Source organism: Adlercreutzia caecimuris B7, from assembly GCF_000403355.2.
In the GTDB taxonomy this organism is placed as follows: domain Bacteria; phylum Actinomycetota; class Coriobacteriia; order Coriobacteriales; family Eggerthellaceae; genus Adlercreutzia; species Adlercreutzia caecimuris.
In genome coordinates this window covers 822,410-829,400 of record NZ_KE159646.1, presented here as the reverse complement: position 1 = coordinate 829,400, position 6,991 = coordinate 822,410, and the positions used below count along the sequence as shown (strand labels likewise).

Annotated in this window: 5 protein-coding genes; 2 read left to right on the top strand and 3 right to left on the bottom strand. The window is 68.3% G+C overall.

Annotated elements, in window-relative coordinates; all coding sequences use genetic code 11:
- Positions 1-266: 266 nt before the first annotated feature.
- The gene (locus tag C811_RS07570; RefSeq protein WP_016308949.1) at positions 267-1,952 is read right to left on the bottom strand and encodes an MFS transporter; all 1,686 of its coding nucleotides are present in this window, start codon (positions 1,950-1,952) and stop codon (positions 267-269) included.
- Positions 1,953-2,243: 291 nt separating this feature from the next.
- Between C811_RS07570 and C811_RS0103055 the strand changes: the two genes are divergently transcribed.
- The gene (locus C811_RS0103055; RefSeq protein WP_016308948.1) at positions 2,244-2,795 is read left to right on the top strand and encodes a hypothetical protein; all 552 of its coding nucleotides are present in this window, start codon (positions 2,244-2,246) and stop codon (positions 2,793-2,795) included.
- Positions 2,796-2,946: 151 nt separating this feature from the next.
- On the opposite strand, the gene C811_RS07565 is transcribed toward C811_RS0103055, so the two are convergent.
- Positions 2,947-4,593, bottom strand: a complete 1,647-nt coding sequence (locus C811_RS07565; RefSeq protein WP_016308947.1) for an MFS transporter — start codon at positions 4,591-4,593, stop codon at positions 2,947-2,949.
- Between the two features lie 236 nt (positions 4,594-4,829).
- Here C811_RS07565 and C811_RS07560 point away from each other — a divergent pair, with 236 nt between their 5' ends.
- Positions 4,830-6,719 (top strand): BglG family transcription antiterminator, encoded by a 1,890-nt coding sequence (locus tag C811_RS07560; protein ID WP_016308946.1) that lies wholly within the window; start codon positions 4,830-4,832, stop codon positions 6,717-6,719.
- Between the two features lie 65 nt (positions 6,720-6,784).
- Here C811_RS07560 and C811_RS07555 read toward each other — a convergent pair.
- Positions 6,785-6,991: amidohydrolase family protein (locus C811_RS07555; RefSeq protein ID WP_016308945.1), on the bottom strand; the 207-nt coding region annotated here is incomplete at its 5' end.

Sequence of the window (6,991 nt, the reverse complement as noted above, 5' to 3'; positions counted from 1 at the left end):
GCGGGCCTCCTCCAGGGGGCCGACGAAGGCGATGCGGCCCTCGTCGTCGACGAGCAGGGCGTCGGCGGTATCGAACTCGTCGACCATGGTGACGAAGGTGGCGTTGGTGAAAAGCCGTTTCATGGTCTTCCTTTCAATTGTCGGATGACGGGGTGCGCAGGGGGTGTGCGAGAGGGCTTCCCCCGATAGAAGAAGCGGGTGGGTGCGCGTCCCACCCGCTTTGGTCAAGGCCGGGGTATCGTCCGGTCAGTCAGAGGGCGGCCGGCCTACATCTCGCGGTCGACCACGGGCTCGAAGGGTTGCTCGCCGGCGGTCTCCTCGACGATGGTCTCCTCTTTGCCGTCCTCATCCTTCTTGAAGATGGTGATCCAGCGGGTGGACAGCAGGCCCAGCAAGATCAGCACCGCGGCCACCACGTAGGAGGTGATGGTGGACTGGATGCGGGCGTCGGAGTTCAACTGCACGAGCTCGGCACGCTGGGCATCGTCCATGGGGATGTCGGCGATGGTGGCCTCGAACTGCGCGTCGCCCATGAGCGAGATGTTGCGCTCGGCCACGGCCTGCTGCACCTCGGGGGTGATGACGGGGCTCTCGGCCATGGCGTTGTCGATGTTGGCGGTGATACCGAACAGGAGCACCGCGCCGATGGCGGCCACGCCGATGGCCTGGCCCACGTTGCGCATGGTGGTCTGGATGCCGCCGGACTGGGAGGCGTCGCGCTCGTTCACGGCCAGGGCCACGATATTGTTGGCCTGGGCGGACACGATACCGGCGCCGGCGCCGGCCACGGCCAGGCCGACCCACATGAGGCCGTTGACCTCAGAGCCGTGCAGCGAGAGGGCCATGGGGATGAAGGCGGCGGCCATGACGATGTAGCCGATCTGGATGACGCGGCGCGGGTTGGCGTTCGGCATGAACTTCGGGATGCCGAGCGAGAAGATGAACGTGGGGATGCCCACGGCCAGCGCCATGACGCCCATGAGCACCGGCGACCAGCCGGCCACCAGCTGCAGGTAGGGCGAGAGCAGGATGGCCTGGACGCCCATGAAGAAGAAGGTGATGGCGCTCGCCACGAGGCCGGCGCGCACCTGGGGGGTCTTCAGGAAGGACTGGGGCAGAAGCGCGATGCCGTTCTTCTCCTCCACGCGCTTCTCGATGGGCACGAGGGCCACGATGAGAAGCAGGCCGAGGGCGGCCATGGGCAGGGCCGGCGAGATGCCGAAGATGGTGAAGGGGCACTCGGCGAAGGGCTCGATGAGGCCCCAGGCGGAGATGCGGGACAGGCCCACGAGGAACAGGAACAGGCCCACGGCGGCGATGCCGGTGCCGAGCCCGTCGAACTTCAGCTTCTCGGCGGGCTTCTCGATGGCCGGCAGCTTGAAGGACAAGAGCAGCACCAGGGCGAAGTACACGGCCAGCACGCCGTAGGTGACGCGGAAGCCACCGAACTGCATGACGATGCCCAGGAACAGCGGCAGGAAGGCCGACAGGCCCGACGCCGCGCCGATGCAGCCGAAGGCCAGCACGCGGTTCTTGCCGTGGTAGATGAAGGGGATAAGGCCCAGCACCGAGGGGATCATGAAGCTGGCGCCGAAGCCGACGAGAATGCGGCCGCCCCAGATGAAGACGGTCATGTTCGGCGACAGCGCCATGACCAGCTCGCCCGCGGCGCACAGAATGGCGCCCAGGCGGAAGTTAGTGCGCCAGCCGATGATGGTGCCCACCAGACCGCCCGCCACCATGAAGGCGCCGGCCATGAGCGAGTACACCATGTTCGCCAGCTGGATATCGGGGGTGGTGGCGCCCAGCACGTCGACCAGCTGCTGGTTGGCGAGGCCGAGCGCGCCGTTGTCGCCCGAGGTTCCCATCTGCGCCAGAATCAGCACGATAATGGGCAGTACCAGGAACTTCTCGACACCTCCCTCGGGATGTGCCGCTTTTGTCTTCGCCATTGTTCCTCCTTAAAACTTGGATGGGATGCCTACACCGAAGAGGGTAGTCTCGCAAGGGCCCTCCGTAACTCGGCGGCGATCATTGTAGGGAGATTGCTCCCTTTCCGAATGGGAAACGTTTTCCGCAGCAACGGAAATGGTTTATGCGCAGAAAGGGAACACCGGTTCCTATAATGCTCCCCGTCACATCGCCGCGTCCCTGCGGGACCGGCCGCGCGGAGGAAGCCGCGGGCTCGTCGTAAAGCCCCGCTCCGCGCCGAGAGCATCGCAAGAAGAAAGGAACGCTCACCTATGGCAAAGTCCCCCAAGGCCCCCCTGTCCTTCACGTCCTACGCACTGAACAAGTGCCTCATCGGCTACGGTGTGGTGAACGGCATCATCAACGCCGCCATCTTCGCCGGCCTGCACGCCGCCGCCGAGGGCGCCACCTTCGACATGGGCGCCGTTGTGTCCGATCTGTCCTTCACCGGTCTTCTGCTGGGCATGCTGCTGTTCGCCTGCGTGGTGCCGCTCACCCGCATGGACCTGCGCAAGAACGTCTTCAAGCTGCCGGCCGGCGGCGCGGGCGCCTTCCCGCTCGTGTCCGGCTCCTACGCCGTGTCTATCCTCGTGGTGGGTGCTCTGGCCTGCGTGTTCATGACCGGCATCGGCGCCCTGCTCTCCCTGGCGCTGCCCGCCGGCGGTGCCACGGTCACCGGCATGATGTTCCTGAAGGGCCTTGTGTGCGCCTGCGGCGGCGCGGTGGCCGGCTACTTCACCATCAGCTTCGTGGTGCGCGGCCAGCAGAGGGCCGATGCCGTGGCCGAGGCCATGGCTGCCAAGACCGCCGAGATCAGCGCCTAAGGCACCGGCTGCATTGCGCCTGTCGCCGCCGGATGCGCGGTCGGGCGGCTTTCCGGCGGTCGCACCGCTCAAAAGAGTCTTCGGAAAGAGAGAACCCGCGGGCAGTCCCCGCGGGTTCTCTCTTTTCCCGTCTCGTGGGGCGCGGGCGAGATCACCTCCCGGCGGCCGTCTCCACGAGGTGGCGCGTGCCGATGAGGCTGAGGGCCATGACGGCGCCGAGTAGGCCGAAGGTAAGGCGCAGGGCGTCGGCCTGGGCTTGGCTGTGGATAGCGGCGAGCGCGGCACCGTCGGCGGGGGCGGCTCCCCACGTCGCCGCCAGCTCGGCGAAGGCCTCGGGGCTCATGAGGGTGCTGCCCTGCTCGGCGGCGGTGCGCACCAGATCGCCGGCTATCGACGCCTCGGCGGCGCCGCTCGCGAACAGCGTTGCCATGGCGAGCAGCAGGCAGGTGCCGCCCACGGCGGTGCCGAGGGCCAGGCCGATGTTGCGGGCGGCCCCCTGGATGCCTCCGGACTGCTCGGCGTCGCGGCCGCGTACGGCCGAGGCCACGGCGTTGTTGGCCTGGGAGTTGACGGCCCCCACGCCGATGCCGCCCAGCATCGTGCCGGCGAACAGGGCCACGCCGACCGCGTCCTGCTCCACGCCGAGGGCCATGAGGAGGCAGGCGGCGACAATGGCGGCAAGGCCGATGCGGATGATGAGGCGCGACGAGAGGCGCGGTGCCAGCTTCGGCAGAAACGTCGCCAGGCAGAACATGGGGATGCCCGACAGCAGCGACAGCATGCCGCTTTGCATGGCGGAGAAGCCGGCCACGAGCATCAGGTAGGGAGTGATGAGGATTCCCTGGGCGCCCATGAAGAAGAACGGCATCGCCACGGCGAGAAGTCCCGAGCGCACCGCCGGCGAGGCGAGGTAGGATCGTGGGATGAGGGCCCCGCCGGCTGCCTCGGCCGCCCGCTCGATGGGAACGAGAAGGGCGAGCAGCAACAGCCCTGCTGCCATGAGGGGCAGCGCCGGCGAGAGGCCCGCCACGGTGAAGGGGCAGCCGGCCATGGGGAAGACCACGCCCCAGGTGGACAGCCGCGAGGTGCCGAGCAGGAAGAGGGCCAGGCCCGCGGCGGCAACGGCCATGCCGGCGACGTCGAAGCGCTTGCGCCCCGCCTGCGGGGCACTTGCGGGCAGCAGCGCGGTTGTTCCCAGAACGAGGGCGAAATAGGCGGCCAGCACGGCGAAGGTGACGCGGAAGCCCGCGGCGTCCATGATGGCGCCTAAGACGATGGGGGAGAGGGTGGACAGGGCCGCCGCGCCGGCAATGGCCCCGAAGGCCACCGCGCGCCGCCTCCCCTCGTAGAGGGCCGCCACCAGTCCGAGCACCGAGGGGGTCACCAGGCACGCCCCGACCCCCATGAGCACCCGGCCGCCCCAGGTGAGCACTGCGATGTGAAAAGCGCAGGCTGCCACGACCTCGCCCAGGACGGCCAGGGCCAGCCCGATGCGCATGGTGCGCCGCAGCCCGATGGTAACGCCGATGAGGCCGCCGGCGATCATGAAGGCCCCGGCGATGAGGGAGAAGACCGTGGTGGCCATCTGGATGTCGCCCAGGGTGGCGCCGAGCTCGGCGGTGAGGCTGCCCACGGCGATGTTCATGGCGGCGTTGTCGCTGGAGGTGCCGATCTGAGCCAAGACGAGCACGGCCAGGGGCGCCCAGCTCCCCGTGCCCGGCTCGCGCCCGCCGGCCCCCTCGCTGCGGTGGCGCGCGGTTGCGCGAGACGTTTCTGCGGCGGGGTTCGTGGACGTCATAGGGCCCTCCAAACTGATGGCGCGAACACGGGAAACTGAGGGGATTGTAGGTCTGTCCCGGTCGGCGGCGGGGCACATCTCTTGCCGCAGATGCGGTAAAAACAGTGGTACGCAGGGGGTTTGCCGTAACTGCGGCAATTTGTCTGGCCTCTGCGGCCCGTGCGGCCAAGGGGAATTCAGTACACTATTGCCGAGTGAATCGCTCAGCTTATTCCCGGGACCACGAGGGGGAGTCCATGAACGCCAGACAGGGATCGTTGCTCCGCGCGCTGCTCAACGAGGCCGAGTACAAGACCTGCGCCTGGTACGCCCATCTGCTCGGCTGCTCGGAGAAGACGGTGCGCACGGACGTGAAGGCCATCGACGGGTTCCTCCGCCACGAGGGCTTCGCGTCCTGTGTCTCGCGGCGGCGAGGGTCGGGGCTGCGCCTCGTGCTGGCCGCCCATGAGGCGAACCGCCTCTCGCGTCTGCTCGACGAGAGCGAGGCTGCCATGCATCCGCGCTTCGAGCGCCTCTGCCGGGAGTTGGTGGTGCTCACCTGCACGCCGGGACCCCATACCGTGGAATCCCTCACGCGGGCGGTCTTCACGAACAAGCAGCAGATGCAGAGCGATCTGCACTGGTGGCAGCGGGTGCTCGTGGGCCGGGGGCTGGCGGTGCGCACCGGCCGGCGCATCGAGTTCGTCGGGGCCGAGTGGACTCAGCGGGGCTTTCTCATGTCGGTGCTGTTCTCCTTCCCGCCCCAGGCCGTGCGCCGCCGCATCGAGCCGCTGCTCTTGGACGCGGCCTCCGGCTGCGACCAGCGGTTCTTCGATCGCTGCATCGAGGAGGTCCAGGACAACCTCGGCTTCACCCTCTCCAGCAACGCCCGCTGGCAGCTCGGCGTCTACCTGCGCATCATGGTGGCGCGCATCCAAATGGGCCACGTCATCGCCGACCGGCCCCTTACCGGCGAGCTGTCCGGGTTCTTCGCGAGCCTGGGGAATCGCCTCTCGCGCCACTTCGGTATCGCGGTGAACGAGGCCGAGATGGGCCTGCTCCAAGATATGGCGAACTGCTGCACGTGGCAGTGGAGCGCCGAGCTTATGGAGCGCTACGAGCCCAACGACCGAGCCCGGGCCATGGCTGCCGACATCGCCGCCGCCTGCGAGGCCGCCTTCGGGGAGCCGGTGCCCGCCTCCCTCATTCGTCCGCTGGGCATTCTCGTGGAGAGCGGGTTGACCCGGCGCGCTTGCGGGCTGGTGGTGCAGAACCCCAACGAGCTGGCCGTGAAATACGATTCCATGGACGGCATGTGCCTGCTGTCCTCGGTGCTGTGCGAGGTGCCCGCGCTCGTGGAGGCGCGGCTGCACACGTCGGATTACACGCGCTTGGTGCTGGTGCTGGTCGAGTACTTGGAGCGGGTGGGGAGCCTGCGGCACTACCGCGTGGGACTGGTGGTGAACAGCGGCATCGACTTGGCCCTGTGGGGCCGCTACCGCATCGAGAAGCTGTCGAGCCGCGTGCAGGTGGTGGACGTCATCGCTGAGAACGAGGTGCTCTCGGCCTGCGCGAGACCCTCCTCGCCCTTGCTCGATCGCTTCGACTTCCTCGTGTCCTTCGAGCCTCTGCCCGTGGATTTTCCCAGCGTGACCATATCGAGCCTCGTGGACGAGCGCGATTTGGAGCGCATCGTGGAGGCCATTCCCCTGTGGCGCCGCGGCCGCGAGGCGCAGGTGCCCTGCGAGCGGGTGCGCCTTACGGTGCCCGCGACCCCGAGCGCTCTGCTGCCGACGGTCCATCGCGATCTGGTCGCGAGCGGCGCGGTGTCCCTCGGCCTCGAGCGCTTCCGGTGGCTCGTGCGCACGTTGGGCTTCATTCGCGAGCGCAGCCTCGTGCTCGCCTGGTGCGGCGAGGGGGTCGAGCGCACCGCGGTGCACCTCTACGACTTGGACGGGGGGCCGCAGCTGGCGGGGAAGCGCTGCGCCCAGGTGGCGCTGCTGCTCGTGCATCCCGACGATCGAGGGGATCTGACGCCGCTGACGGAGCGCTTCAAGCGTCTCTTGGAGTCCCAGGGTGCCGAGGGGACGGAAGCGGCCGAGGACGATTTCTTCCCCGGCTTTCCCGAGCTGCGGGGCGCGTTCTAGGGAAGGAAACGGCCGGCCGCCCCTTCAGGGGAGCAGCCGGCCGCAGGAATGGGGCGGAGGGGTTCTTATGCCTCGTCGCGCCGGTAGATCACCTCGCCCTCCTTGATGGTGGCGAGCACCTTGATGTCGCGGATCTCGCGCGGGTCCACGGCCAGCGGGTTGCGGTCGAGCACCACCAGGTCGGCCAGCTTGCCCGCCTCCAGAGTGCCCTTGTCGGCCTCCTCGCCGTACTGGTAGGCGCCGTTGAAGGTGATGGCGCGCATGGCCTGATA

Coding starts and splice junctions, on each gene's coding strand:
- C811_RS07570 (WP_016308949.1), bottom strand. CDS start 1,952: ATGGCGAAGACAAAAGCGGCACATCCCGAGGGAGGTGTCGAGAAGTTC.
- C811_RS0103055 (WP_016308948.1), top strand. CDS start 2,244: ATGGCAAAGTCCCCCAAGGCCCCCCTGTCCTTCACGTCCTACGCACTG.
- C811_RS07565 (WP_016308947.1), bottom strand. CDS start 4,593: ATGACGTCCACGAACCCCGCCGCAGAAACGTCTCGCGCAACCGCGCGC.
- C811_RS07560 (WP_016308946.1), top strand. CDS start 4,830: ATGAACGCCAGACAGGGATCGTTGCTCCGCGCGCTGCTCAACGAGGCC.